Annotated in this window: 22 protein-coding genes; 19 read left to right on the top strand and 3 right to left on the bottom strand. The window is 61.9% G+C overall.

The features are described from left to right. Positions 1 to 19 precede the first annotated feature (19 nt). Positions 20 to 919, bottom strand: a complete 900-nt coding sequence (locus ACOGXD_RS10340) for a metal ABC transporter permease (RefSeq protein ID WP_419914826.1) — start codon at positions 917 to 919, stop codon at positions 20 to 22. 71 nt (positions 920 to 990) lie between these two features. Next, a complete protein-coding gene (locus ACOGXD_RS10345; RefSeq protein ID WP_419914828.1) occupies positions 991 to 2,319 on the bottom strand; it encodes a metal ABC transporter solute-binding protein, Zn/Mn family in 1,329 nt (442 codons plus the stop codon). 193 nt (positions 2,320 to 2,512) lie between these two features. Here ACOGXD_RS10345 and ACOGXD_RS10350 point away from each other — a divergent pair, with 193 nt between their 5' ends. Together ACOGXD_RS10350 and ACOGXD_RS10355 are read left to right on the top strand one after the other, a co-directional pair. After that, a complete protein-coding gene (locus tag ACOGXD_RS10350; protein ID WP_419914830.1) occupies positions 2,513 to 3,346 on the top strand; it encodes a metal ABC transporter ATP-binding protein in 834 nt (277 codons plus the stop codon). 63 nt (positions 3,347 to 3,409) lie between these two features. Next, positions 3,410 to 3,868 (top strand): Fur family transcriptional regulator, encoded by a 459-nt coding sequence (locus ACOGXD_RS10355; protein ID WP_419914832.1) that lies wholly within the window; start codon positions 3,410 to 3,412, stop codon positions 3,866 to 3,868. 22 nt (positions 3,869 to 3,890) lie between these two features. On the opposite strand, the gene ACOGXD_RS10360 is transcribed toward ACOGXD_RS10355, so the two are convergent. Next, positions 3,891 to 4,361, bottom strand: coding sequence for a phosphoribosyltransferase (locus ACOGXD_RS10360; protein ID WP_419917390.1), 471 nt, complete (start codon positions 4,359 to 4,361; stop codon positions 3,891 to 3,893). A gap of 282 nt (positions 4,362 to 4,643) precedes the next feature. Between ACOGXD_RS10360 and ACOGXD_RS10365 the strand changes: the two genes are divergently transcribed. From ACOGXD_RS10365 to ACOGXD_RS10445, 17 genes are all read left to right on the top strand, one after another. Then, the gene (locus tag ACOGXD_RS10365; RefSeq protein ID WP_419914834.1) at positions 4,644 to 5,618 is read left to right on the top strand and encodes a hypothetical protein; all 975 of its coding nucleotides are present in this window, start codon (positions 4,644 to 4,646) and stop codon (positions 5,616 to 5,618) included. Next, positions 5,608 to 6,465: a hypothetical protein gene (locus ACOGXD_RS10370; RefSeq protein ID WP_419914836.1), complete on the top strand. Its 858-nt coding sequence runs from the start codon at positions 5,608 to 5,610 to the stop codon at positions 6,463 to 6,465. The genes ACOGXD_RS10365 and ACOGXD_RS10370 overlap by 11 nt, the downstream gene beginning before the upstream one ends. A 106-nt stretch (positions 6,466 to 6,571) precedes the next feature. Continuing rightward, positions 6,572 to 7,750, top strand: coding sequence for a cysteine desulfurase family protein (locus tag ACOGXD_RS10375; RefSeq protein ID WP_419914838.1), 1,179 nt, complete (start codon positions 6,572 to 6,574; stop codon positions 7,748 to 7,750). A gap of 1 nt (position 7,751) precedes the next feature. After that, a complete protein-coding gene (locus ACOGXD_RS10380) occupies positions 7,752 to 8,828 on the top strand; it encodes a DUF4007 family protein (protein ID WP_419914840.1) in 1,077 nt (358 codons plus the stop codon). Beyond that, the gene (locus tag ACOGXD_RS10385; RefSeq protein WP_419914842.1) at positions 8,825 to 12,406 is read left to right on the top strand and encodes a hypothetical protein; all 3,582 of its coding nucleotides are present in this window, start codon (positions 8,825 to 8,827) and stop codon (positions 12,404 to 12,406) included. Before ACOGXD_RS10380 ends, ACOGXD_RS10385 begins: the two co-directional genes overlap by 4 nt. Further along, a complete protein-coding gene (locus tag ACOGXD_RS10390; protein WP_419914844.1) occupies positions 12,399 to 13,247 on the top strand; it encodes a phosphoadenosine phosphosulfate reductase family protein in 849 nt (282 codons plus the stop codon). Before ACOGXD_RS10385 ends, ACOGXD_RS10390 begins: the two co-directional genes overlap by 8 nt. Before the next feature lie 167 nt (positions 13,248 to 13,414). Beyond that, complete coding sequence (locus ACOGXD_RS10395; protein ID WP_419914846.1) at positions 13,415 to 15,553, top strand: GmrSD restriction endonuclease domain-containing protein; 2,139 nt, start codon at positions 13,415 to 13,417, stop codon at positions 15,551 to 15,553. A gap of 224 nt (positions 15,554 to 15,777) precedes the next feature. Next, the gene (locus tag ACOGXD_RS10400; protein WP_419914848.1) at positions 15,778 to 15,921 is read left to right on the top strand and encodes a hypothetical protein; all 144 of its coding nucleotides are present in this window, start codon (positions 15,778 to 15,780) and stop codon (positions 15,919 to 15,921) included. Positions 15,922 to 15,969: 48 nt separating this feature from the next. Further along, complete coding sequence (locus tag ACOGXD_RS10405) at positions 15,970 to 16,140, top strand: transposase (RefSeq protein WP_419917391.1); 171 nt, start codon at positions 15,970 to 15,972, stop codon at positions 16,138 to 16,140. A 16-nt stretch (positions 16,141 to 16,156) separates the two neighbouring features. Further along, on the top strand, positions 16,157 to 16,366 hold the full coding sequence (locus ACOGXD_RS10410) for a transposase (RefSeq protein WP_419914850.1): 210 nt from the start codon (positions 16,157 to 16,159) through the stop codon (positions 16,364 to 16,366). Positions 16,367 to 17,868: 1,502 nt separating this feature from the next. Next, entirely contained in the window at positions 17,869 to 19,584 is a 1,716-nt protein-coding gene (locus ACOGXD_RS10415; RefSeq protein ID WP_419914852.1) for an ATP-binding protein, read from the top strand. A gap of 105 nt (positions 19,585 to 19,689) precedes the next feature. Continuing rightward, on the top strand, positions 19,690 to 20,487 hold the full coding sequence (locus ACOGXD_RS10420) for a hypothetical protein (protein ID WP_419914854.1): 798 nt from the start codon (positions 19,690 to 19,692) through the stop codon (positions 20,485 to 20,487). Between the two features lie 198 nt (positions 20,488 to 20,685). Then, positions 20,686 to 21,327 (top strand): nitroreductase family protein, encoded by a 642-nt coding sequence (locus ACOGXD_RS10425; RefSeq protein WP_419914856.1) that lies wholly within the window; start codon positions 20,686 to 20,688, stop codon positions 21,325 to 21,327. Positions 21,328 to 21,332: 5 nt separating this feature from the next. Beyond that, a complete protein-coding gene (locus ACOGXD_RS10430) occupies positions 21,333 to 22,661 on the top strand; it encodes a hypothetical protein (RefSeq protein ID WP_419914858.1) in 1,329 nt (442 codons plus the stop codon). 139 nt (positions 22,662 to 22,800) lie between these two features. Beyond that, positions 22,801 to 24,243 carry an AAA family ATPase gene (locus ACOGXD_RS10435; RefSeq protein ID WP_419914860.1) on the top strand — a complete coding sequence of 481 codons (1,443 nt, stop codon included), beginning with the start codon at positions 22,801 to 22,803 and terminating at the stop codon, positions 24,241 to 24,243. Continuing rightward, positions 24,240 to 24,866 carry a hypothetical protein gene (locus ACOGXD_RS10440; RefSeq protein WP_419914862.1) on the top strand — a complete coding sequence of 209 codons (627 nt, stop codon included), beginning with the start codon at positions 24,240 to 24,242 and terminating at the stop codon, positions 24,864 to 24,866. The genes ACOGXD_RS10435 and ACOGXD_RS10440 overlap by 4 nt, the downstream gene beginning before the upstream one ends. A gap of 56 nt (positions 24,867 to 24,922) precedes the next feature. Next, entirely contained in the window at positions 24,923 to 25,729 is an 807-nt protein-coding gene (locus ACOGXD_RS10445; RefSeq protein ID WP_419914864.1) for a 2-keto-4-pentenoate hydratase, read from the top strand. Positions 25,730 to 25,811: the final 82 nt, after the last annotated feature.

A 25,811-nucleotide genomic window follows, 5' to 3' on the forward strand; every position in this document is an offset into this window, starting at 1 on the left:
CAGGCTTCCCCTCAGCAAGTCAGCGACTATCAGCGAGCATCTGCACCGGCAGTGCATCCTCCGGCGGTGCCGGCCGCAACGCGTACACGAGGGCTCTGATCAGCATGGCCGCGAACAGAATCGCCACTGCGGTCAACGCCATCGTTGCCCCACCGGCCAGCCGATGGTGGTAGCTCAGCAGCAGGCCGACATAGACCGACACCGCTCCGATCAGCACCGCCGCGACCATGATGAGCGGCACACGCCGCAAGAACATCGAGGCGGTCGCTGGCGGGGCGATCAAGAAGGCCATGACGAGCAGGCTTCCCACTACTTGGAACGAACCCACGATGGTGATGGCCAGCAACACCATGAGCACACCGTGCGTGAGGCGTGGGCGAAGCCGGGCCATCTCCGCTTGTACCTCGCAGAACGTCATCACGAAGAACGCCCGATAGAAGACGACTGCACCGCCGACAGCCACCACGGAAACCACCGCCTGGCGCACGAGGTCTGTGTTCTGTACCCCGGTGATCGAGCCGAACAGGAAGCGGTCGATGTCGCCGGTGCCAGCGGCTGCCCCCGACGACATGATCACCACGGCGAGCGCCAGCAGTCCCACGAACAGCACGCCGATAGAGGTGTCCTCGGAGAGCGGCGAAATGCGCGGGATGAACGAGATGGCACTCACCATCACGATTGCCGCTACCAGCGCGCCGAGGCCCGTGTCGAAGCCCACGATGAATGCAATCGCGATGCCGGGAAGCACCCCGTGCGCCAGGGCGTCGCCGAGGAAGTTGAGGCTTCGCAGCACCACCCAGGTGCCCACCATCGAGGTGGTCAGCACCGCGAGCAGCCCCGCGGCCAGCGCCTTGGTCATGAACGGGTTGGAGGTGAACGGCTCGATCCACCAGCCCACCGGATCGGTGAGGAACGTCATGTCATCCCCCTGATGGGCTGGTGGTCGGCTCGCCCCTGGTCAGGGGTGGTGTCGTTGCAACGCTAGGTCCCTCAACCCAGCGCGTCCGCAATTGCTTGCGCGTTGAACCTCAGCATCCCGATCAGCGTGTCGCCGTCTTCACCCTCCGGCGCGAGGCTGCCAGTGAGCAACTGCACCACGTTGATGTTGCCTGCGGCGGTTGCCAAGGCCTGGATATCGGCGTCGGAGTGTGTCGTCTCCGAGAACACAGCGGGCACGCCTTCGTGCTCGATGATCTCGGCCAGCTCTTCCAGCAGAGCGGGGTTGGTTTCCGCTGCCGTGGAGAGTGAGGGAATCACGGTGCCCACGATCTCGAAGCCGTAGCGGTCGGCGAAGTATCCGAACGCATCGTGGTTGGTGATCAGGATGCGGCGATCCGCCGGCACTGCGTCGAGAATCTCGGCGATCTCGGCATCGGCGTCTTCCAAGGCTTCTCGGTAGGAATCCAAGCAGCGGTTGACGGTGTCGGCATCGGCGCCGGCATGGATCAGTTCGTCGGCCAACTCGCCCAGAACTCCGGCGACGCGCTGCGGATCGAGCCAGACGTGGGGGTCGCCACCGCTGTGGTCGTGCCCGTGATCGTCCTCGTCGGCGTGGTCGTCATCCATGTGCCCGTGGTCGTCGTCCTCGTGGTCGTCGTGCCCGTCTTCGTCATGGCCTTCGTCGTGGTCGTCCTCGTGCCCGTCTTCCTCGTCGTGGTCGTCGTGCCCGTCCTCTTCGTCGTGGTCGTCCTCGTGCGCGTCGTCCTCGTCGTGGTCGTCGTGCCCGTCCTCTTCGTCGTGGTCGTCGTGCCCGTCTTCCTCGTCGTGGTCGTCGTGCCCGTCCTCTTCGTCGTGGTCGTCCTCGTGCGCGTCGTCCTCGTCGTGGTCGTCGTGCCCGTCCTCTTCGTCGTGGTCGTCGTGCCCGTGGTCGTCGTGCCCACCGCTGAACTCGAATTCGATGGTGTCGATGTGCTCCGCCACCTCGAACACATGCACGCCCTCAGCCGCGACAGCTTCCAGGGTGTCCTCGAGGCGCTCCTCGAGACCCAGGCCGTTCACCACCACCAGATCGGCCGCGTCCATCGTCTCGCGGTCTCGCAACGACGGCTCGAAGGTGTGCGGGTCTCCGCCCTGCGGGATGAGGGTGGTTACCGAGACGCTGTCCTCGCAGCCCACGTTGCTGACCACGTCGCCCCAGATGCTCGTCGTGGTGACCACCAACGGCACTGCCGAGGATGCATCTGTCGCGTCAGCCGCGTCGGTTTCGGCATCGGTTCCCGTGCATGCAGCAGCGAACAGCGCCGCAGCCGCCGCCACCACCAATCCGCTCTTGCGGATCCGTCGACGCCTTTGTCGACTCGCGCCAGCTTCGACCGTCATTTGTGCCTCCCCTATGCTCCGATTCAGGTGTGGAAGAGTCCCAGTGGTGCTCTAGCCTCACCCCGGGTTTTGAGAATGAGAACCAGTTTCAGCTACCCTATCGAGGCTTGAGCACCCAAACACCTTCGAAATCGAAGTGAGGCACGCCCTGTTCCATCTCCACGACGTCCGTGTCTCTTTTGGGCCCTGCCACGTGCTCGAAACAGGCGATCTGAAGCTCGAGGACGCGTCGTCGGTCGCACTCATGGGTCCGAACGGGAGCGGCAAGACCACCTTGCTGCGGGTGCTCAGCGGGCTGCAACGCCCGACGTCGGGCCGAATGGAGTCTCTGGGCGACGTCAGGGTGGGGTTTGTGTGCCAGCACCACCAGCCGCATCCCTTCATGCCGATGACGGTGCAAGAGGTGCTGACTATCGGGCGTTATCGCAGTCGCGGACTGCTGAAGCGGTTTCGTCGCAGCGACAAGGAAGCGGTTCGTGTTGCGGCTGAGCGGCTCGACGTTGCGCACCTGCGTCAGCGTTCCTTCGGCGAGCTCTCCGGCGGTCAGCGCCAGCGAGTCATGGTGGCAATGGTGCTCGCATCGGAATATGACTGCTTGCTGTTCGACGAGCCGATCACCGGCCTGGACTTGCCGAGCCAGACGACCATTCTCGAGGTGATCGAGGCTGAGCGTGCAGCCGGGCATCTCGTAGTGATGTCGACGCACCACCTGCAAGAGGCACGACGCTGCGATCGTGTGCTGCTGCTGAAGGGGATGGTGCTTGCCGACGGCCCTCCCGATGAGGTGCTGACCGATGCGAACCTGACAGCTGCCTTCGGCGGCGAAGTAGTGGCCCGCGACGACGCCGAGCACGAGTTCGTCATGGAGAGCATCCACGCCCATGAGGCGGGCGATCCTGGCTGCGGCCCGAATGTCGGTGTTATCTCGCATGCCCACACGGGACAGTTCTCGCCGGCGGGCAGCCACCACGGTCACCACCACGACTTTGACCACGATGCTTCCCATGAGCACGCCCGCCAACTGTGACCGCCGGGGGCGACCGGGCCTCGCCTCCTTGAACCGTTTCTGAATCGCCCCGGGGAGAGCCGGATGGAGCCTCCGAAGGATCTCGAGCAGCTTCACGAAGATGTGAAGCAGCGGCTTGCGGTGGCGGGGCACCGCTACACCGACGGACGGCGAGCACTTGTCTCGGCGCTGGCGACGGCGCAGCGGCCGCTCACGCTGCGAGACATCGTGTCGAGGGTCCCCGATGTGCCCCAGAGCTCGGCGTACCGCAACCTCGAAGCGCTGCGCGAGGGCGGTGTGGTGGTTCGCATCAGTGCCGGCGGCGACCGTTCCCACTTCGAGCTCGCCGAGTCGCTGCTGGGCCATCACCATCACCTGATCTGCGTGACGTGCGGGACGATCGAGGACATGCGCATCGACGGCGCGCTCGAGGCCGAGGTGGATCGTGCACTGACCGGGGCGGCCGGCGAGGCGGGCTTCACGCCCCTGCGTCACAGCCTCGATCTCTACGGCGAATGCTCCGACTGCGGCGAGGTCGCCTAGCGCCGCAGCCGGTGCGCCGAGCTCAGGAGCGGGCTTGCTCGTCGGTCACGATGGGCGGCTCTGTCGACCAGGGGAAGTTGATCCACAGGTCGGTGCGGCGCCACACCCAGTCGCAGTTGACCGTCGACCACGGCTTCTCGTACAGCACCGCGGTGCGGACGCTGCGCACCCGCGGCAGGCAGAAGTCGTAGACCAGCTTGAGCGTGTGGCCGGTGTCGGCCACGTCGTCGGCAATGAGGATGTCGGAGTCGCGGTGGTCGACCAGGTCGGGCGTGGGCGGCAGCATGATCGGCACCTGCAGGCGCTCGTCGACGCCGGTGTAGTACTCGCAGTTCATGACGTAGATGTTCTTGACTGACAGGGCGTAGCCCAGCGAGCCGGCACAGAACAGCCCGCCCCGGGCGATCGCCAGGATCATGTGGGGCCGGTAGCCGTCGTCGGCGATCATCTGCGCCAGCTCCCGCACGGCGATGCCGTAGCGCCGCCAGTCCATCACCTCCCGTTCCTCAGCGTCCGTTGCCTCGCTCACCCGTCCTCCCAGTACGCCTCAGGCCAGCCTCAGCCTGCCTCGCCCCGAACCTAGGCGCGCGCTGCCCGCCGAGAGCGCACTCGCCGGGCCGCCGCGAGTCGTCGGAACTGAAGTTCTGAGACACGGCCGACACTAATACTCATAAATCTGCTATCCTCATGTTAGTGGTGAGTTATAGGTAATTTATGAGGTATAAGCGTGGTTGAAGTAGACCAAGGCTCGCGGCCTGCTGTCCACAGTCGGCCTGTGCAGGCATTGATTGACGTGCTGCCGCGCACCGTCAGCGTGGAAATTCCAACGGGCGATCCGCGTGCGGATGTCATCATCGGCGGGCACTCGTTGGACGTCAAATGGGCGGGAGCAGGAAGCCTCGGAGCCGTGGTGTCGCTATTGAGAGCCGCAGAGCGCAGACCAGACGTAGTGGCGGCGCGGGAGTTGTCCCCGGGCGCCAAGAATGCGCTGTCAGAAGCCGGTGTGGCGTGGGTCGACGAAACCGGTGCAGCCGAGATGGCGATAGGCACGATCATCGTCTCGCGCTCGGGAACTCGCGCCCCGCGAGAGGCTCGAATGAAGCGCTGGACTCCGGCGGTGCTCGGTGTCGCCGAGGCACTGCTGTGCGGGGTCGACGCGACCGGCGCCGCTGTGAAGCAAGCCACTGGTTTGTCGTCGGGAAGCTGCACTAACGCGCTGCGTTTCCTTGCCGGTCTCGGTCTGCTTGAGTCGAACGCCGCGCGCGGTCGCGACTCAGCCCGGCGCGTCCGCGATGTCGACAGCCTCCTGGACGCCTACGCAGCGGCAGCGCAACAAAGACCAACGGGCGCCGAAATCCAGGTCGGCGTCACGTGGCGAGATCCTGTAGCAGGCCTCGCAGAAGCGGGAAGCCGATGGATCGGAGCGGGAGTGTCCTGGGCAGCGACCGGCGTTGCGGCTGCCACGGTTCTCGCACCGCTGATGACGAACGTGACATCAGCCGAGGTGTACGTCGGCGCAGAGACGATGGCTGGACTCGCGGCCGCCGCCGCGGCCGCGGATTTGCGTCCCATCGAGGGAGGGAGGCTGACGCTGCGTCCGTACCCGACAGTGGTCACTCGTCGCTTGGCTGCGGCGACCGGCGGCATCGTGGTCGTTCCCTGGCCGCGTGTGTTCGTCGATGTGCAGCGGACGGGCGTTCGTGGCGAAGAGGCGGCGGAGCATCTCCGAGAGGTCGTCCGTGAGCGTTGAGGATGCTCGTGGTCGAGCCGCAAGGCAAGCGGCCGAGCGGGCGCTGGTCCGCGTCGTTCATTACTACGGTGAGCGCCCTGAATTCGTTGTGCTGGGAGGTTTGGTTCCCGAGCTGCTGTGCGCTCACAGCGATGCGCTCCACGCCGGGACTACGGACATAGATGTCCAGGTGGATCTCGAGATTGCATGCAAGTCGGTCAACGCAAACCGACTTGAGGGGGCGTTGCGGCAAGCAGCCTTTGTGCCCGACAGCGGGTGCAAGTGGAGATGGGTCTGCACTAATCGCGAGAGCCGAGCGGTCGTCAAGTTCGAATTGCTAGCTGATCTCGACGATGCGCCGGCAGGCAGCGAAGTGGCGTTCGCCGACTGCGAGCATCTCGGCGCAGCGAATCTCCGAGGAACCCGATTCGCGTCGCAGGATTTCGAGGCACGTCACTTGCAGTCCGACATCAACGGCACGCGAATCCAGGTGGAGGTGCGGTTTTGCGGTCTCGCGGGGTTCTTGCTGGCCAAGTCGGTCGCGGCACAGCGCAGGCGCCTGCCGAAGGACTGGTACGACATCGCTTTCGTGTTGCTGCACAACGACGCCGGCGGCCCTGCTGCCGCTGCCGATGCCGTGCGCAGTCGTTTCTCAGTGGATCTCCCCGGAATGGAGAGCGCGATCGAGGATCTGTCGGCCAATTTCGCAGAGGCACAATCTCAGGGATCACTCGCGTACGCCGACCAGATGACTGTCGACCATCCAGAGATCGACAGAGTCACCTCCCTGGCCGATGCCGTGACCGCCGTGTCGGACTTCTGCGACCGTCTTCTGCGGCCGGAGCCACTTGGCGACATGGCGAGCTAGGAGCTCGCCACGCAGTTCGTTCGAACGCCGTTGGGTCCACGGAGTGACGAAGTGCTTGATTTACGCTCGCCGCAAGGCTGATGCAGCCACCGAACCGGAGTCTTGAGTGAACGAGATCTATCTCGACTACAACGCCTCCGCGCCCTGCGATCCGCGGGTGGTGGAAGCGGTGGCGAAGGCCATGACCGACGGATTCGGCAACGCATCCTCGGCTCACCGGTTCGGCCGGCGGCAGGCTGCGGCGGCCGACGAGGCTCGTGAGCAAGTGGCCCACTTGGTGGGTGGACAACCCGGTGGAGTGATCTTCACTGCCGGTGCGACGGAAGCCAACAATCTCGCTCTCGGCGGCTTCGTCGCACCTGGCGCCGAACCACAGAGCCACGTCCGGCCGACGCTCGTGGCATCTGCGGTCGAGCACGCATCCGTGGGACGGACGGCTGAGGCACTCGCTGCGGCCGGCCGCTGCAATCTGGAAATCGCCCCTGTGACATCGGGCGGCTTCGTCGACTTTGAGGCGCTTGCGGCAATGGTGCAGGCGATCGAGGGCGAGCTGCTGGTGTCGGTCATGGCCGCCAACAGTGAGACGGGCGTGCTGAATCCGGTCGCCGAGATTGTCGACCTGGTACATCAAGCAGGCGGTTTGTTCCACTGCGACGCCACGCAAATGGTCGGCCGGCTGCCCTTCGACATGTCGGCACTTGGATGCGATTTAGTCTCGCTCAGCGGCCACAAGATCTGCGGCCCAACGGGAGTCGGCGCACTTGTCGGAAGCCGGGAGGCCGTGGCGTCGATGGGACCGACAGTGTGGGGCGGCGGCCACGAACGCGGCCTGCGCTCGGGTTCGCTGAACGTGGCAGGCATCGTCGGATTGGGAGTCGCGGCCGAGATTGCTGCCGATGAGCAAGCGGCCGAAGCCGAGCGAGTCAGCATCTTGCGCGACAGCTTCGTGGCTGCGCTGACGGGCGAGCTCGCGGATGTCGCGCAGAACGGCGATGTCGAGCGACGCCTGCCGAACACCGCCAACCTGCGATTCTGCGGAACCGATGCCGACGCAGTGCTGGTGAACATGGACCCCGTCGCAGCGTCGGCGGGGAGCGCATGCAGCACCGGCGCCATCGAGCCCTCGCCCGTGCTCACGGCGATGGGTCTCTCGCGTGATGCAGCGTTCGAGTCTGTGCGATTCAGCCTCGGGCGGTTCACGACAGAGAGCGAAATTGCCGCAGCCACAGAACACGTTGTCACAGCCGTTCGTTACGTTCGCCTCATGACCACTGAGGCGGCGTGACATGCAGCTGAGCGAAGCCGCAGAGCCGGTATTCGCGCGCCACGAGACCTTCCATCCTCGCTACGGCTGGTTCAGGAAGGCCTACGTGGCCGCCACCCGCGATCCGTACGTGTTCGCGAGCGAAGACGCCCCCGTGCGACTGGGTGTCGGCAAGAACATGGTCCGGTCGATCCGATTCTGGGGATTGGCCGCGAAGGTCGTCACAGAGGTGCCTGATCCCGCAGCGGTGTCGAAGCGCAAGCCGAGCATCGTTGTGCCAACGCGCTTCGGCGAGGCGTTGTTTGGCGATGGCGGCTGGGACCCATGGATGGAAGACCCAGGCACGCTCTGGTTGCTGCACTGGCGGATGCTTGCCCAGCCGTGTCGCCTGCCTGTCTGGTGGCTGGCGCTCTGTGACTTCAACGCGGTGGAGTTCGAGCTGGAGGACCTCGGAAGGACAGTCCTGACGCAATTGCGTGCTGTGCCGGACTGGAAGGAACCGAGCGAGTCCGCAGTCCAGAAAGACCTCAGCGCGTTCATGCGGACCTACGCACCGACGGTGCGTGTTGGCAGGGAATCGCTTGACGATGCTGCTGACTGCCCCCTGCGGGAGCTGCGACTGGTCGGTCGCTCAGAGGCGACTGGCGCCCATCGCTACAAGCTGGGCCCGAAGCCAACGCTGGCGTCAGCGGTCGCGGCACACGCCGTACTCGACTGGATTGCGCGTATTGGGTTCACCGGCCAAACGATCACGCTCGAACGAATTGCGGCGGAACGAGGCTCGCCAGCGAGTGTCTTCAAGCTGAGCGCTGCCGACTTGGTGGTCGCATTGACTCCTGCAGTCGAAGCCTCAAACTCTCTCGACTTGGCGACTCCGACAGGAGTACCCCAGTTGGCTTGGAAGGGCGATCCTGCAGTAGTCGCTGCAGAGTTGTTGTCTCTCCACTACGGCGCGGTACCCGCGTCCCCGGTTGCCGGACCATCAGGTGACGAACCGACGGTGTGCGGAGACGAATCGCGGGACTGCGATACAAGGGAAGACGTACTGATGCGCCTCGACTCCTTCCAGGCAAAGCGCGACGGGGGGAGTGGGCGGTGACGACGCTGTCTGATGTGCTGACTGTGCGAAGTCAATTCGCCCGATCGGCCAACTTCGAACGCGACGCCGAGAGCGCGGAGAGCCTCGACGGGTACGTCGTCACAGCGCGCGCGCTCGACGTTGTGGATCGTGTCTCCGAAGCCGCCCTCGGACCGGCCGGGGGAGCTTGGTCGGTCACAGGTCCTTACGGCTCCGGAAAGTCGTCGCTGGGCCTGTTGCTCGACGCAGCGTTCGGGCCTCCAGGTGTTTCCCGCGAGCGCGCGCTCGCCAAGATCTCGGAAACTTCGCCAGCCGCCGAGGAAGCCGTACTTCAAGCGCTGTCGAGGCACCAAGCCCGTTCGCAAGGCTTCTACCGAGCCTTGGTCACTGCGGATCGTGAACCCGTCGCACGAACCGTGTTGCGCGGGCTGCATCGGGCTGTAGTGCGTCGTTATGGCAGGGTTCCCGGTTCTGCCGAATTCGCGGCCTCTTCATTGCTCAAGCTTGCGCAGCGCCGCGTCAGCCGCGCTGACGATCCAGTTGATCCGTCAGTCAGCGAACTCGTGGACATCGCCCGCTGCATGGCCTCACGAGCGCCGTTGCTCATCGTCATCGACGAGTTCGGAAAGAACCTTGAGGCCGCCCGTGACGACGAGTCGAGCGACACCTATCTCCTGCAGCGACTGGCCGAAGCCGGTCAGGGCACTGGATTGCCGATCTCTGTCATCACGCTCCAGCACTTGTCGTTCGAGGAATATCTCGCCGAAGTCGATGACCGTCGACGCCGCGACTGGGCGAAGGTACAAGGCCGATTCGTCGACATCGCCTTCACCGAGTCGGCGGCCCAAACCCGAGCGTTGATTGCACAAGCGTTTGAGGCCGGCGCCGACATCCGCCCACGCATCGACTCTTGGGCCGAGTCGCATGCACAGGCGCTTGCGTCAGCGGGTATTGCCGAACTCAACGATGCCGCCACGATCGCGTCGTGTTGGCCGCTGCATCCGGTCTCGACGCTGGTGCTGCCTGAGTTGTGCAATCGGTTCGGACAGCACGAACGAACGCTGTTCTCATTTTTGGCTGGCAATGAATCGGGCACAGTCGCAACGCTCGCTGCTGGCATCGACATGCACGCCGAAAGGGGTCTTCCATCCATCGGCCCCGAGGCCGTTTACAACTACTTCATGGGCACCGATGGTGCCGGTGCGAGCGTCGTCGGGCGCTCAGCACGTTGGGCCGAGATCGCGAGCCGCCTACGTGATGCCAATGGCCTCACAGATACTGAACAACGTTTAGCTAAGTCGGTCGCGCTGTTGAATCTGGTGTCGGCATCCGGCGCAGTGAGGGCCAGCGCATCTGTCCTCCAGCTTGTCGACCCAGGATCACGCGGAGTGCTCTCCGGTCTCGAGAAGCGAGGCCTGGTGACATACCGAGCCTTCGCTGACGAGTACCGAATCTGGCAAGGAACAGACGTCAACGTTGCTGAGCTGACGGCGGCTGCGCATGGCCGAATCGCCGATGAGCCATTGCACCAACTGCTGGGAGCGGTTCACGTGCTTGAGCCCGTGGTCGCTGCTCGCCACAGCGCTCAGAACGACACGGTGCGATTGTTCAGGCGTCGCTTCGCCCACGGTGCTGAGACCGTGGAACCACCCGCTGCACTCGACGCAGTCGACGGAGAACTACTGCTCGTCACCACTACCGATGGTGTGATGCCGACGCTGTCGGACTCGGTGCTTCGTTCGGGCACTCACGCCGGCAACGCCGCGGGTCTGGAGTGGAGCTTGCGCTCAAAGCCAGTCGTTGTCGCACTGCCCGACGATGTTGGCGAGCTTGATCGCGCAGCACGCGAGGTCGCTGCGCTGAGCGATGTGCTCACTGCGCCACAGGTCGAAACCGATTGGGTTGCTCGCCGCGAAATCGGTGAGCGACTGGCTGCGGCACGCTCGCACTTGGAAATGGAAGTGTCGTCGGCATTCAGTACTGCTGCCTGCCGTTGGGCGTTGCTCGATGGCGGCGCGGGTGTGCCATTGAACCCCGGCCGGGGAAGTGCACCGCTGTCGGAAGCAGCGGACCTGGCCTACCCGAGGGCACCACGCGTTCCCAATGAGATGCTGAGCCGTTCGGACTTGACTTCACAAGGTGCTAAGGCCCGACGCATTCTGCTCGGGGCGATGATCGAGCACAGCAGCGAATACCGGCTCGGTTTCAAGGGCTACGGGCCTGAAGTCGCGATGTACGAGGCTGGGTTGAAGCATGCAGGGCTGCATCGTCCCAAGAGGGAGGGCGGCGACCCGGTATTCGGTAAGCCGCGCATCCGCAGCAACAGCAGAGCCACTGAGGCGCTCAGGCAAATTGAGCAGATTCGCCTTGCTCCCGCCTGGGAGGCCATCGAAGATGCGTTCGAAGCTGCCAAGAAGTCGCGACTCAACGTTCGGAACCTGTACGTCAGTCTGGCGTTGCCGCCGTACGGCGTAAAGGCCGGCGTCATCCCCGTCATTGTCACGGCAGCGCTCCTGGCACGAGCTGATCGAATGGCGATCTACGAGCACGGCACCTTCCAGCTCGGGCTCTCGCCTGAGCTATCCGAACGCATGGTTCGCAACCCTGAGCACTTCGAGATCAAGCACTTTGCAAACATCTCGGGTTGGCGCCGCGAAGCGCTCGACGTGTTGGCGGATCGGTTCGGCATAGAAGCGGGTCTCGGTGGCCGTCGGGTGGGCAACGTGCTCGCCGTAACGCTCTACCTGGCTGGACGGATGCGCGGCCTCGAGCAGTGGACGCGCCGCACGTCGCACCTATCGGCTGACGCGCTCGCAGTCCGAGACGCCTTGAACGAGGCAACGGAGCCGGATGTCCTGCTCTTCGAGCTCTTGCCTGTCGCACTTGGCTATGCGCCCATCGAACCGGGTCGCAAGAGTGCGGGAACACGGCAGGCCTCGCGGAGTCACGGCTTCGAGGCGTACGCCGATGGGCTTGCCCGATGTATCGACGAACTCACATCTCGTTGTCGATTGATGATTGACGAGCTTCGCGATGAGTTGCTCGCGTCCGCCGGCGAGCGCACGAGGCTCGCAGTCAGCGGTCCAGCTGCAGGTCTCGTGGATGAGGTGCTCGACCGAGACATGCGAGCATTCGTCCTGGCGTTGTCCAACGACCTGTACGACGACGATCACGATTGGATGGCGTCAGTCGCGACAGTGGTCGCCAAGAAGGCGCCGACTGAGTTGAGTGATGAGGACCTGGCCAGTATGCGGGCAGAACTCCCGCGCCGGCTTGCGGCCTTCAATCGCCTTCGCGCGCTGCACGCCGAGCACCGAGCTATCGGAGGTACGCCGTTCAACGCTTTGCGCCTAGCAGTCACGCATCCCTCCGGCACCGAGGCAGTGCGACTCGTCGACGTGGCACGGGACGAGGACGCACTCGTGAGCGATGCAGTCGCCGAGATGCTCGAAGCTCTCACTCCCAAAATCGGTTCTCCCCAGCGCGCTCTCCATGTTGTACTTGCCGATCTGGGCAAGCGGCTCCTCGAGCAGGGCGACGCTATTGAAGTCGGTCCGGCTCAGGACCCCGCACTACGGAAGGCAACCGGCAGTGGCTGATCAAACCCGTCACATTTGCGGAATCTCTGGTGGCAAGGATTCGAGCGCGTTGGCTCTGTACCTAAGAGATCGCGTGCCCCAGATGGAGTACTTCTTCTGTGACACCGGCGCGGAGCTGCCCGAGACGTACGAGTTCCTCACCCGGCTCGAGGTCATCTTGGGCAAGCCGATCGCCCGCCTGAACTCCGAGCGAGGGTTCGACCACTGGTTCGAGGTCTTCCGCGGCGCTCTGCCGTCTCCGCAGATGCGCTGGTGCACGAAGGTGATGAAGATCAAGCCCATCGAGGCGTGGATCGGCGACGAGCCAGCGGTCTCGTACGTGGCGATCCGCGCGGACGAGGCGAACCGCAAGGGCTACATCTCCACGAAGCCAAACATTGAGAGCAGATTTCCCTTCGTCGAGGATGGTGTCGATCACGATGGAGTGATGAAGATCCTCGACGATGCGGGAATCGGATTGCCGGACTACTACGAGTGGCGCACTCGTTCAGGCTGCTACTTCTGCTTCTACCAACGCAAAGCCGAGTGGGTTGGGCTGGCCGAGCGCCACCCAGAGCTCTACGAGCGCGCGATCGCAATCGAACAAAAGGTATTGCTCGATGCCGGCGTCAACGGAGACGCCGACTTCAGCGAGCGAGCCATGGCAGGCCGCCAGTACACGTGGAGCGGCGGTGAGACGCTCGTCCAACTACGAACCCGCCGCCAAGAGATTCTCGACAAGCACCACGCTTCGATGGAACGTATCCACGAAGCGCGTAGATCCATCCCGGTACTAGAAGCTCTAGTTGGTGCTCTCGATGACGATGATGACACTTCCGCTTGCGTGGTATGTGCCCTATAGCGACTATGCCCAAGTCGATGTCGGGAAACCCAAGTCACACGGGCTTCGCATCAGAAGAGACGCATCGCGACTGTCCGATCGCATGGCGAATCTAGTGTTTGCCGGGACAGAGGGCAGTTGATGGCGGCATCGTTACCTCGGAGACTTGATCGAACGGACTGCGGCAAATGACAAATCGATACGAAACAATCAAGTATGACACTACCAAGATTAGTGAAACCATACGCGACAGCATCGACGGAGAGTTAGTGCTGCCAGTTTTCCAGCGCAACTTTGATTGGAGCCGCGCACAACAACGAGAACTTCTTGGGTCAATTTTGTCATTTCTCCCCATCGGAAGTCTCTTGGTCCTCAAAGGGCCAGAAGGCGAATTTAAGTCACGTTCCTTTGCTTGTCATCCTGAGATACCTTGCAAGAGTACCGTTACATATTTGCTTGACGGGCAACAGAGGTTAACCTGTACGACGACATTTTTTTCTGACATTTTTCGATTGGGAGTTCAGTGGCGTAAGCACCATGAGTCGATAACTCAATTGCTTCAATATCGCTGGTTCCTCAAGATCGTTGCCTCAGAACAAGATTCCGAAGACTACTTTGGTTATCGCAATCTGATGTTTGAGGAAGAACCGGCAGATCCGGAAGCAATGCGCGATCTGGTTAGTTGGCGAAAGATCAACCGATCAGACTCTTCACTCTTACCCTGGCACCCCGGATGGCCGAAGTGGCACGATGGAACTGATCAAACCGAAGCACGTCATGAAGCTGCGGAGTACTTTGCGAATGAATGTATTGTGCCACTGTGGGAGCTTTGTGGCGATGCAGAAGAGGAGCCTCTACATCAACAAACGCTGCGTCTGCTCGCAGCAGCCCAACGCGAGAGGTTGATCTCGACCTTGCCGGACCTGCCGCGTGCTGTGCAGGGACATCTCGATAGACTTAATCCAAGTAGACGTGGTCACTTGCCTGGAACCGTTGAGGCATTGTCGCCTGCACTGTACGAGATTGCATCGAAGTGGCAAACTGATGTATCTCGTTACCTTGAAGCGTCAGTGCAACAACCGATCGCACGTATCGTATTACCGGTGAACGAGATGGCGCGATCCATATCGATTTTTGAGACAATCAATCAAGGTGGAACGCCGCTGTCGACCTATGATCTCGTTGTCGCCCGTATGGCACGTGCAGATCGGGCTACCGAGAACCTATCCGATATGCTCGCCGCGTTCAATCAGGATAATTCTTGCCCATTGGCAGATGTTGCAGTCGCCGGTGCGCAGAATGCGGCTAGTGCCACGCTGCCGTTGGCACTGACCGACTATATTATCGATGCCAAGAAAGGTGAGATCACGGGCCATTTCAAGCAGATTTTCTTGCAGGTGATGGCGGTAAGACATTCGTTGAAGCGAGAGTCTTATTCCGAGCAATCCCTAAGAGCCTTGAATGTCGAAGTCACGAAGCGGAGTGAAATTCTGGAGTTGAGCCCCGAATGGATACGCGACGACTGGCAGCATGCTGCACGGTCAGTAGTGCTCGCGCGGGCGTTCCTTATGATGCGTTGCGGGATTACTCGTAGTGACCAATTGCGCAACCAACTTGTGATGCTGCCGCTAGCGGTCGCGCTTGGTTCAGAAGGCTTTGATTTGAGTCCAAAGAATCTCAATGCACTCGAATACTGGTATTGGTGTTCGGTCCTAGGCGGTCGTTATCGAGAGCAACAGAACCGCCAATCGATCGAGGACACGCGCCGAATCCTACAATGGTTGATGCTGAACCACGATAACCCATTTGCGGATGAGGCAGCTCGGGCTCTCAGCGAGCCGGGCTTTAGTGATAGCGATGTTCTGTTGCAGCGCGGGGATGACAGTCGTGTCACGGCAGATGTTGGCAACTATCTACCTCAATATGTCTTGAGCCGATGCCCACTTGACTTACTTGATGAAGATTGCCGTCTTGAAGCCTGGAATAGCAGTTTGAGCTTGGAGCTACACCATATCGTGCCGCTGGGTTCTGTTACGAAAGTCCGAGAATCTGCAGCCAAATTGAGGAAAGAGCACCATGTACTCAATAGTCCGGTGAACCTCACGTACATTACACTTGATTCGAATCGCGCAATCGGAGAAAAATCGCCAGTTCGATACCTTGAAGATGTCGACGCAGCTGCCCGCGCCGGCCACTTCTTGCCGCCATACGATTTTTGCAGGACGCGTTTGGGCGATGACGAGGAGGGTTACGTAGAAATACTAGAGCGACGCTATGACTCGATTAAGGATGCTCTGGCTGAGGAACTAGCTAGCTTAGTGAGCTAGTCTGCGCCATCGGCCGGTTCGCGATTGCCAGTATCTTTGGTATCTTCTTTCCTTGATTGGCTAGTTGCGCAACTTAAGCTCGTTGCTCACGTTGTAGACGTGATAGATCGCCTGGATGCCCCCTGTTGATCGGCTAGTTCGATTGGGCCTGTCAGCTACTTTGTGTATCGGGTGTGATCTGAGCGTTTGCAGCCGTGGGTTGTGCGCTGGGAAGGATCACGTCTGTGACTGATCATGACGTGCCGGCTGGACCGGCCGGCGACACTGCCGGCGAGGCGGAGAGGGCCGATTGGGCTGAGCCGTTGGTGGCCCAAGCACGCGCCGTGGGCAGGGAGTCGACCGGCGACGATGGTCTGTGGCCGGGCTAGTGCGCCAGGTGATCCGGACCGGCCTCGAAGTGCAGATGACCGAGCCATCTGGGCTATGAGCGGCATGCGGCCGAGGGCCGCGGGACATCGAGCTCGCGCAATGGGTCGACGCCCAACAGGGTCGAGACCGAGATCGGCGAGTTCGACCTTGCGGTGCCTCGTGACTGGGCGGGGACCTTCAAGCCTGTGACGGTGCCCAAGCCCCCGGCCTCGTCTTGAGGGGCTGTCGGGTAGCGTGATCATCCCCTACGCGCAGTGGCTCACAGCCGGGGCGGCCCGGGCCCACCTCGAGGAGATCTACGACACTCAGGTGAGCTGGGAGACGATCACGAAGATCACCGACGAGATCGTCGCCGACATGGTGGCGTGGCGGAACCGGCCCCTCAACGCGGTCTACGCTTTGGTCTTGATCGCCGAGATCGTCGTCAAGGTCCGCGGCTCCTGAGTCGCCAACCGGCCCGTCTATGTGGCTATCGGTGTCGATCTCGCCGGCGAGTGGGATGTGCTGGGCCTGTGACTGGGGCCGACCGGCGGGGGAGGCGCCAAGCAGTGGGTGACCATGCTCACCGAGTTGTGCAACAGCGGCTTCGCCGACGACTGGAGGGTCGCGTAGACCACCAACGCGATCGAGAGTCTCAACGCCTGATTCCGACGAGCCGTCAGACATCGAGGGCACTTCCCCAACGAGCAGGCAGCGATGAAGGTCTACCTTTTTGTCGCCACCGCCCGACGTGGGAACCGCAGCAAGCGCACTGGCAAAGACCAACGGCTACGTGGCCATCCTGAACGCCCTGACCGTCCACTGCGCCGACTGGATCGCCGGTCACATCCGATGAACACCGTCACGGCTGGTTACACAGAGAACCTGACAGTCCGCCGGACCGGCCAACGGCGGGGGCAAGAGCTCAGCTAAGTTTGGCTGTCGGCCTCACGACCCGAGTCATCGTCGCGAGCGTGCGACCTTCATTGAGCGTTACCGCAGTGGCAATTGTTTGGGCCAGCTCGGGCGAGAGATCCTTGACCTCTGTCTGACGGGAACACTGGTCCTGGCCGACTGCGAATGCTGGCCCGGGCGCATCTGAATCGAATTTGGCGTGTCGCTGCGCTCCGCCGCGCCGTACAGTAGTAGAGCCCTATTGAATTTGGCCACGGCCAAGTCACTACGGACACACCAACTCGAGAATGCCAGTTCGCCACCGAATGGGGTGAGCAGGCCAAAGGAGCGAGGATGCCGGAACAAAAACTAGAAGACTCACGAGCGCAGGTAATCCAGACGCTTCAGTCGGGGCTAACCATATCGTCGGCAGCAGGGCCGATTGGCAAGGCTCCAGGGAGCTTCCGAGAGGCCTCGGCTGAGCGGGCCATCGGCTACGCGCTCAGCCCAGCTCGAGCAGCAGCGCCGCAATTCTTGGAGCGCGACGTTCTGCGGAACGCGAAAGCCGCAGTAGCTAGATCGGCGCGAGCTGAAGCGAGCGCCATCGTGGAAGTGGCGGCAAGATGCGCTCCCGCCGGCATGGCATTCGATGGCAAGGTGCAAACAAATCTCCACGTGAGTGCCGGTGATCGCCGCGAACGTCCGGGCGTCCGTACGAGCGGGCCCGGGGGCCGTGCTGGGGCAACGACGCTTGTTGACACCATGACGCCCGAAGATGTGGTGCTTGCGCGCGACGCGTTCGACCGCCTTCGGACAGCCGTGACGAAGGCAGGTTCGTCACATGCTGCGGCTGTCCTCGACGGAATGTACGACGGAGAATCCGTTCGCGAAGCGGCAGACCGCTTGGGGGTATCCACGCGCACGATTGATCGTGCTCGCGATGTAATCCGATTGCGGGCGGAAACGATCTTCCCATGGGCGGTGCGACCGGAGTGATCTGTCTCGTGCCCTCGATAATTCATATTCCACAACAGTTCTCTACACCAGTCCTACTGTAACGCAGGAGGAACATTATGACTGATTATGTCCCGATTGTATTGACAGGCCAAGCCTTGCGGTCACTTCGCGATTCTGGCTACAGCCTAAGTGCTGCCATTGCGGAAGTAGTTGACAATTCACTCGAGGCAAAAGCCAATGAAGTGCGCATACGACTGGATGAAGAAAGCGGACGCGATAAGCGGAGGCGCATTCACAGAATCTCGGTCTCAGATGATGGAGACGGTATGGATCGCGAGCTTCTGCAGCTCTATCCTCAAATCGGCTTTTCGACTCGGTACATGTCCTCAACAACGATCGGCAAGTATGGCGTAGGAGCGAAGCTTGCAGCCCTCAACTATGGTGAACGCTTAGATGTTTGGAGCCGGGCATCAGCAGACCAGCCGTGGCTGCACGTCTACTTCGATCTAGAGGAGATCGAGGCAGCCGCGGAAGATGGCGAGGAGCTTGGCATCTTGCCACCGACTGAGCGTCCTGTCCCGGATGACCTCATCGATCAATTGCCGAAGGATTCGGGCACGCTTGTCGTTTGGTCAAAGATCGACCGGCTTGAAGAGGGCCGGCATGCACAGGACGCAAACCTCCTTCGCATCGAAGTCGAGAAGGAGCTTTCAAGAATCTTCCGTTACTTCCTGGATGGCGGCATCAAGATCAAAGTCAATGATACTCAATTGCTACCTCATGATCCACTCTTCACTATGGAGGGAACTTGGGGCGACCGTGTGCTCAAGAAGCACTACAGCCGTAAAGGCATTGAAGGACCCTTTTTGGCCCAGGACCACTACGAACCGTGCGCCGTGGTCTCAGATGAGCGGATACGATTTGCGCGCCACGAATTTCGGTTACGAGTCACTGTTCATCCGAAGGAAGTCGTGCGTGGCAGAGGTCAGGGTGGCGATGAGCTCGCAACGCAACTACGCGTTCCAGAGAACGAAGGTGCACTGTCGTTCGTGCGCCTAGAGCGCGAGATCAACTACACAAATGTGCCTCGTATCCTTCCGTCGGGTGTGCAGACATCTGACCGATTCATTGGAGTTGAGATTCACTTCGCGCCTGAAATGGACGACATGATGGGTGTTAGGAATGTGAAGCGCGGCGTTGAACCGCACGGAGAATTGCGCGCCGCGATACGGAGGCAGCTAGCGAAGTCAATTCCGCAAGCGAGAAAGCTGATCCAAGATGTTTGGGGCGAGGCATCAAGGGTATCAGAGGAAGCGAACGGTGAGCATGCCAGCATTATCGAAGCGGTCAAGAAGGCGGAGCGCACGCTGCCCAAGAGCCGAGTACCACGACCAGATCCGGAGCAGGAGCGTGCGCTTCTCGAAGATCTGGCACGGGACGTTGGTCACGATGACCCAGAAGATCGCGCGAGCTACTTGGAAAGTCTCGCAAACTTGCCCTACGTCGTTGTGACAGTCGACTTTCCAGGGATGAGCTTTATCGATGTACAGCACCTTAGCGACCAAATCATCATCCGCCTGAATGAACGGCATCCGTTCTATAGAGAACTCTGGGAACCTATTCGGAGTATTGCCACCAGTCCGCCAGGCAGCGTCAGCGGAGACGAGGCGCTATCGACTGCGCGCCGTACTGTTGAAGCGCTGACGCTGCTCGTAATCGCTTATGCCAAGGCAGAATCCATGGATAGCGAACCACATAAGTTCATGGAGTTACGTGATGACTGGGGAAAGTTCCTTCGGTCACTTATGGGCAAAGTGAAAGACGTGTTGTAAGTTAGATGTGCTCCCTGATGGCCCATACATATTGGCTAAGGAAGCCTGACGGCACAAACATGGCCGCGCTCAATGTGGCAAGAGTGAACTGAAAGGTTGAAAGCAGTGCTGGACAAGCCCGATCAGCTCTATTGGAAAGAGCAATGTGAAGAATCGGCCCAAGCACTATTGAATGTGGGCGACCACGCGTATTCGCTAGCGCGTTGCCTAAAGCCGCATGCTGATGCAGAAATGGTGCCAGCAGCACATAAGTGCTCCGAGTGGTTAATGCTAGCAGCGGGACTCAAGGAAGTCACGATCGTTACAAATGGACTTGACCATCAGGATACTTATTGCAGCAATACGCATGAAGAGGAGAGAGGACGTGTGGCCTCCGCTTCCGCTGTTGAGTTGACGCGTCTACTGTTCGCTTGGGGAGCGTTGGACCTAGCCTTGCGAAACTCAACTTCGGCGGTCATTAGGGCGCGCTCTATTTCGCAAAGACTCATCAATCTCATGGAGAGCGATGTCCCTATCCTACTGCATCACTCATGTGCAATCAACACCATGATGAGATTGCTATCTTCAAGCTTTAGCATATTGCCTAACGATATCTTGGACATAGCTTCGCGAAAGACAGCTTCCGACGCTGTGCGTGCAACTCTGTGTGCATACTATCTGCGAAACACGTTGGCCCATGGTTCGCTTGTATGGCCAGTTGAGGAGGCCGACGGCGCGATCCCACATTTGGCTCTTGGACGCGTGTCGACACGGCTGCTTCTATTCGCGGTGCAGACGTATATTTTGAGTGTCGCCGACCTAGATGGGTTGGAATACCAGTTGTCGGATGTGACAGATGAGTACGAATGGATACCGCTTCGTGATTTTGTGCCGAAATTGCACCTGAGACCAGTCTTGGACTGAATGATTGATTGGGAATCAGCGCATTGCAGAAACACTTGAGCTTGCTGGGTCGCGAGGAGATGGCTTCAGTCTGCATTTGATACTGGTGCTCATGTGCGGTTACGTCGCAGTACTGCCTGTGCCCAATAGCTGGCCAAGTCGATACTGTGGTGTCATCGTCAATTGAATGACGGCACGGCCGTCGGAAACGAGGAAATCATGGAACTTGGCGAGGCAGCACTGACGTCGATGACGACGCGGTACTTCACGAAGGATCCGGTGTCGGACGCGACGCTGGAGCAGGCGTTCGACTACGCGCGGCATGCGCCGCAGGGCGGCAACCGCCAGCCGGTGCGGTTCATCGTGGTGCGCGATGAGGCCAAGAAGCAGCAGCTGCAGGAGTGGTACCTGGAGCCGTGGAAGGCCTACCTGGGCATGGCGCGCAGCGGCGACATCGAGATTGTCGGTGACAAGGCCAAGCGACTGCTCGACAGCGCCGACTACTTCGCCGAGCACTTCGCCGAGGTGCCGGTGATCGTGGTGGCCTGCGGGTACATCGACGGTGTCCATCCCACCGACACCGAGCTGGGCCGGCTCAGCGTGGTCGGCGGCGGCTCGATTTACCCGGCCGTGCAGAACTTTCTGCTCGGCTGCCGCGAGGCCGGCCTGGGCACGGCCCTCACCACGCTGCTGTGCATGTACGAACCGCAGGTCGCCGAGATGCTCGACATTCCCGAAGGCGTGGCCACGGCCGCCCATATCGCCGTCGGCTACCGTTCGACGCCGTTTCCGCGCAAGCTCGACCGGCTGCCGCTGTCGGAGATCGTCTTCGACGAGACCTGGGGCAACGCCACCTACTAGCTGCCATGACTGAGCCGGGCGATCCGGCGGCGGCCGGTCCGACTGTCGAGCACGCCGGCCTACGGGCAGAGGCCGAGGCGCTTCGGGCGGGCGGCCTCTCCGCTGACGAGGCGTTGCTTGTTGCGGCACGGCGGTTGGCTGCGACCGATCCTGAAGTGAGAGCGTTCGCTCGGGAGCGCTTCGCAGGAATATGGGACGAGCCCGAGCTGGCATCGACGGATGCCGATGCCACGGCTGACGCTGGCGAGTTCGGCGCCGGGCGGCGCGGGTTCTGGATCATGGCCGCGTTCGCGGTCGCGGCAGCAATTGCGGTGCGGCTGCCCGAGGCATTCGGATTCAGCCTGACCGACTCCGACGACGCCAGCTTCTATGCCCGCAACTTCAGCCTGCTCGTGTTGCCGGCGCTGGCGGGCTGGTTCGTGTGGCTGAAGCGGCCGCCGTACTGGGTGACGGCCGTGATCGGCGCGGTCGTCACCGGCTCGGCAGCGGTCATCAATGCCTACCCGTTCGACGACAACAGCTCCACGTTCGTGCTCGCCGCGCTGCACCTGCCGGTGCTGCTCTGGCTGGTCATCGGCCTCGCCCGGACCGGAGAGCGCTGGAGGCTGGCCGGCCCGCGCATGGACTACGTGCGCTTCACAGGCGAGTGGATCGTGTACGGCGTGCTGATCGCGCTGGCCGGTGCGGTGTTCAGCGCCCTCACCGTCGGCGCCTTCGTGGCCCTCGACATCGACACGAGATGGATGACCGAGTGGGTGATGGTGGCCGGGTCGGCCGGCGCCGTTGTTGTCACCGCCTGGCTCGTCGAATTCTGGGCGGGTGCCGTCTCGAGATTCGCCTCGATGCTGGCGTACATCTTCACGCCCCTGTTCGCAGCGATGCTGGTTGTCTTTCTCGTGGCGGTGCCGGCAACGGGCCGGAGCATCGAGGCCGACCGAGAGGCGCTCATCCTGTTCAACGTATTGCTGGGTTTCGTGGTCGGTTTGCTGCTGTTCTGCGGTGCCGCGAGGCGCCCAGGCGATCGGCCGGGATTCTTCGACGGTGCCGCCGCGATGCTCGCCGCTGCGGGGCTGCTCACCAGTGTCTTGACGCTGGTTGCCGTCGTCGGGCGCATCGCGGACTTCGGCTGGAGCCCGAATCGGGCGGCAATCGCGGGCATCAACGCCATCTTCCTGGTGAACCTGGCCGGGAGCGTGTGGCTGTATCTGGAGCTGTGGCGCCGGCGGCGCCCCTTCGGCGACATTGTTCGCTGGCAGACCGCCCACTTCGGCATCTACGCCGCCTGGGCTGCGCTCGTCGTCGTGGCCTTCCCGCCGATCTTCGGCTTCGCATGAGCCACATCACCTTGCCTTCGAACCCGCCCAACCACGCGCCTAGCATGCGAAAGGTGCAAAATCATCGATGCTGCTGGCTGTCTCGTATCCAGCAACGCAATGCTCCGTGGCACTGTGCGGAACAGCGAGATGCGCAGACATGTTGACTCGTCTTGAGGTTGACGGTTTCAAGAATCTGCTCGACTTCGATGTTGAGTTCGGGCCATTCACCTGCATCGCCGGGGAGAATGGTGTTGGCAAATCGAACGTGTTTGATGCGATCGAGTTCCTCAGTCTGCTGTCGTCTAATCCGCTGATGGAAGCGGCCCACATGGTTCGTTCAGCAGGCGAGCGCGGCTCCGGCGATCCGCTCGACTTGTTCTGGCGCGGATCCGTTCACGAGCAGCGGCGGATGCGATTTGCAGCGGAGATGATCATTCCTGCCGAAGTGCACGACGACTTCGGCAGGGAAGCTCGGGCCTCTATCACGTTCGTCCGCTACGAAGTTGAAGTCGGCTACGAGCGGCCACGTGGACGCGACAAATCTGGCGGCCTCGTGTTACTCCGCGAGGCCATGACGCCGATCAGGATCGGTCAAGCGCATCGGCATCTCCGTTTCCCCCACTCGAAGAAGAACTTTCGGGACTCAGTGGTATTCGGCCGTCGAGCAGCCGCGTTCATCTCCACCGAGGATCGTGCTGGCGAGGCCGTGATCGAGATTCACCAAGACGGCGGAAGCCGCGGGCGCCCGAAGCCGGCGTCAGCGGCACATGCGCCTGCGACGGTCCTTAGCACGATCACGGGTGCCGACAACCCGACCATGCTTGCAGCTCGGCGCGAGATGCAGAGCTGGCGGCGCCTCGCTCTTGAGCCGACGGCGTTGCGAGCAGCTGATCGCTACTCGGACCGTCGACGGCTCACAGCGGCAGGCAGGCACCTTCCCGGAACCCTGCATCGAGTAGCGAACCGTCATTGTCAGAATGCAACAGACAATCCCGCGAGCGGTGAGGCCTACGCCCGCATTGCTGCGCGACTCGGCGCGCTCTCGGGCGTCGGGGCACGCCATGTGCGGGTAGACGAGAATGATACGAACGAGCTGTTCACTCTGATGGTGACCGAGCTCAATGGCATCGAACTTCCGGCGCAGGCACTCTCTGAAGGAACCCTTAGATTCCTCGCGTTGGCTGTTCTCGAATCCGATCCCGACGAACGCGGCCTCATTTGCATGGAAGAACCGGAGAACGGCATCCACCCTGCGAACGTTGCCGAAATGGCCGACCTGTTGAGGGACCTCGCCGTCGATCCCGATCTACCGGTAGGCGATGACAACCCTGCCCGGCAGGTGATTGTCAATACGCATTCACCGGCGCTTGTTCAGCACATCGACCCCGATGAGCTTCTCGTCGCCATGTCGAGCGTGCGCGGCGAAGCAGGCGGCATGCCTGAGCGCGTCCTCCGGCTGGTGCCATTTGCAAAGAGCTGGCGGGAGAAGCACTCCGAGTCCGGTGTCGCGACGCATCTGGACCTCTTGCCATTCCTAACGATTGCCAGGGGCGCCCAGGTCTCGCTCGACAGTTACGGGCTCGAAACGCAGACCGCGTGATCCGACGCGCCATTCTGTTTACCGACGGCGTGTCTGATCGACCGCTGGCAGCGCACCTCGAGGCGATGTGTGTCGAGCGTGGCGTGCGTGTCAACGTGACGGCACCCGAGTTTGAGCGCTTGCCAAACCCGCCGGGTTTGCGCATCAGCGACCGACTTGAGTTCCTGCTGCGAGGGGAACAATCACCGGATCTGCTGTTCGTTCATCGTGACGCTGAGAAGCTGAATGTGGAGCAACGGCTGAGCGAGATCGATGCAGCCGTGCAGCAGGTGCGTGCGGGCCTTCCAACCGTGCCTGTCATCCCAGTGCGTATGACCGAAGCCTGGCTGCTCGCCGACCAGCAGCTGATCCGTCGAGTAGCAGGCCGTCCCAACTCGACGGATGACCTCGAGATACCTGGACTGGATCGACTTGAGAGCATTCCCGACCCAAAGGGCGTGCTGCAAAGAGCATTAGCAATCGCCTCCGGTACCAGTGGCCGTCACCGAAAGAAGTTCGATAGGCGGTTCAGTTCGCATCGCCGGCTGCTCGTGGAGAGGCTCGACCGATCAGGCCCTGTGAGCCATCTTTCGCGGTGGCAGGCGCTGGAGTCTGATCTCGGCCGCATCCTAGGTGCCCTGTAGCTTGCGAACTAGCCAACGCTGCGGAGCGCCGGGGCGCTTGAGACGGGGAGCACGACATGGCGATGACTGACGAGCAGCGGCGTGAAGCGGCTGCAGCGCTGCTCCATGCCGAGAACACCCGCGAGTGGATCGACCCGATCACTGACACCTACCCGGGCGCCGACAACGACGACGCGTACGCCATTGGCCAGTACGTGACCGACGTCAAGGTGGCGGCGGGGCGGGTGGTCAAGGGATACAAGGTGGGGCTGACTTCGAAGGCCATGCGCTCCACCTCCGGCGCCACCGAGCCCGACTACGGCACGCTGTTCGACAACTGGTTCCTCGACGAGGGCTCGATCGTGCCGGCGTCGATCCTGAACGTGCCGCTGGTGGAGATCGAGATCGTCTTCGTGCTCAAGTCCGACCTCGGCGGTCCCGACATCAACGCCATCGACGTGATGCGGGCAACCGACTTCATCCTTCCCGCCATCGAGGTGGTGGACCGGCGGTACAACCGGCGCAGCACCCAGGCCGGTGTGGCCGACAGCATCGCCGACGCCGCTTCATGCGGGTTCATCATTGTGGGCGGCCGCCCGACCAAGCTCACCGACGTCGACATCCGCCACATCGGCGGTGCGCTGTACCTGAACGGCGACCTCGAAGAGTCCGGCACTGCCGCCGCCGTGATGGGCAACCCGCTCAACTCAGTGGCCTGGCTGGCCCGCAAGCTCGACGAGTTCGGCGTCACGATGTCCGCTGGCCATGCGATCCTGTCCGGCTCGTTCATCCGTGCCCGCACGATCCGCCCCGGCGACGCCATCGTCGCCGACTTCGGCCCCCTCGGCCAGATCAGCTTCGGAGTCGGGCTGCCCGAGGACTGAGCCCCGGGGATGTAGGACAGGCAGGAGTCTGAAGCCGCATCCGCCCTTCGAAGTGTCGCGACGCTGACGGTTGGCACATCAA

Origin of the sequence: Candidatus Poriferisodalis sp. (assembly GCF_965204125.1) — a bacterium.
In the GTDB taxonomy this organism is placed as follows: domain Bacteria; phylum Actinomycetota; class Acidimicrobiia; order Acidimicrobiales; family Poriferisodalaceae; genus Poriferisodalis.

Bases quoted from the DNA above. Each gene is read 5' to 3' on its own strand.
- ACOGXD_RS10340 (WP_419914826.1), bottom strand. From the start codon at position 919: ATGACGTTCCTCACCGATCCGGTGGGCTGGTGGATCGAGCCGTTCACC.
- ACOGXD_RS10345 (WP_419914828.1), bottom strand. From the start codon at position 2,319: ATGACGGTCGAAGCTGGCGCGAGTCGACAAAGGCGTCGACGGATCCGC.
- ACOGXD_RS10355 (WP_419914832.1), top strand. From the start codon at position 3,410: ATGGAGCCTCCGAAGGATCTCGAGCAGCTTCACGAAGATGTGAAGCAG.
- ACOGXD_RS10360 (WP_419917390.1), bottom strand. From the start codon at position 4,361: ATGGACTGGCGGCGCTACGGCATCGCCGTGCGGGAGCTGGCGCAGATG.
- ACOGXD_RS10380 (WP_419914840.1), top strand. From the start codon at position 7,752: ATGCAGCTGAGCGAAGCCGCAGAGCCGGTATTCGCGCGCCACGAGACC.
- ACOGXD_RS10395 (WP_419914846.1), top strand. From the start codon at position 13,415: ATGACAAATCGATACGAAACAATCAAGTATGACACTACCAAGATTAGT.
- ACOGXD_RS10415 (WP_419914852.1), top strand. From the start codon at position 17,869: ATGACTGATTATGTCCCGATTGTATTGACAGGCCAAGCCTTGCGGTCA.
- ACOGXD_RS10425 (WP_419914856.1), top strand. From the start codon at position 20,686: ATGGAACTTGGCGAGGCAGCACTGACGTCGATGACGACGCGGTACTTC.
- ACOGXD_RS10430 (WP_419914858.1), top strand. From the start codon at position 21,333: ATGACTGAGCCGGGCGATCCGGCGGCGGCCGGTCCGACTGTCGAGCAC.
- ACOGXD_RS10435 (WP_419914860.1), top strand. From the start codon at position 22,801: ATGTTGACTCGTCTTGAGGTTGACGGTTTCAAGAATCTGCTCGACTTC.
- ACOGXD_RS10445 (WP_419914864.1), top strand. From the start codon at position 24,923: ATGGCGATGACTGACGAGCAGCGGCGTGAAGCGGCTGCAGCGCTGCTC.